Source organism: Novosphingobium gossypii (assembly GCF_050433305.1).
GTDB classification, from domain to species: domain Bacteria; phylum Pseudomonadota; class Alphaproteobacteria; order Sphingomonadales; family Sphingomonadaceae; genus Novosphingobium; species Novosphingobium gossypii.
The window spans coordinates 1-1,099 of the sequence record NZ_JBNPXM010000031.1; the positions used below are offsets into that span (position 1 = coordinate 1).

Sequence of the window (1,099 nt, forward strand, 5' to 3'; positions counted from 1 at the left end):
GCCGCATCGGTCTGGCGCACCTGTACGTTGGCATATGTGCCCTCGGCCAGCGTGAAGCTGCTGCCGGTGCCGGCGATCCAGGTTACGCCGCCGTCGGTGCTGTACTCGAAGCTTGCGCCCGGCTCGAGGCCCGAGACGGTGACGCTGCCGTCGTTCGTCACGCCATCGCCGGCAAGGCCGCTGTCGGTGGTCAGCGCTGCGGTCGGTGCGTTCGCGCTCGCATCGACGGTCACCGCGCCCAGCGAGGCCACCGGGCCCACATTGCCGGCCACATCGATCTGCCGCACCTGCACGTCGGCATAGGTACCTGCACCCAGCGTGAAGCTGCTGCCGCTGCCCTGCTGCCACGTCGTGCCGCCGTCAAGGCTGTACTCGAAGCGCGCGCCGCTCTCGAGGCCGCCGACGCTGACGGTGCCGTTGCCGGTCACCCCGTCGCCCGGCGTGCCGGTGTCGTTGACCAGTGCCGGGACCAGCGCGGCCGGCGCGCTCGTATCCACCGTCACCGCGCCCAGCGAGGTCGCAGGACCGGTGTTGCCCGCACCATCGACCTGCCTCACCTGCACGTCGGCATAAGTGCCGTCGGCCAGCACGAAGCCGGTGCCGGTGCCCTGTTGCCAGGTCGCGCCGCCATCGGTGCTGTACTCGAAGGTCGCGCCCGGCGCGAGGCCGCCCACATTGACGGTGCCGTCGTTCGTCACTCCGTCGACGGCGCTGGCGCCGGTGTCGTCGGCCAGTTCAAGCGTCAGATCGCCTGCCGGGCTCGTCACCACCGTCACCGGCCCCAGCGCAGCGGGTGCGCTGACGTTGCCCGCCACATCGGTGCTGCGCACCTGAACGCCGGTATAGGTGCCCTCGGCCAGCTCGAAGCTGGTGCCGCTGCCGGCAACCCACGTGGCGCCGCCGTCAAGGCTGTACTCCCACGTCGCGCCCGGTTCCAGGCCGCCCACATTGACAGTGCCGTCACTGGTCAGGCCATCGCCCGGCGTCGCGGTGTCGCTCGCCAACGCCACCGTCGGCGGGAGGATGGTCGCATCCACCGTCACCGCGCCCAGCGCGAAGGCCGGGCTGGTGTTGCCTGCCGCATCGGTCTGGCGAACCT

General features: G+C 71.2%; 1 pseudogene. It reads right to left on the reverse strand.

Features of this window, described 5'->3' with window-relative positions:
- A pseudogene (locus GGR40_RS22115) lies at positions 1-1,099 on the reverse strand (hypothetical protein); the annotation flags it as partial.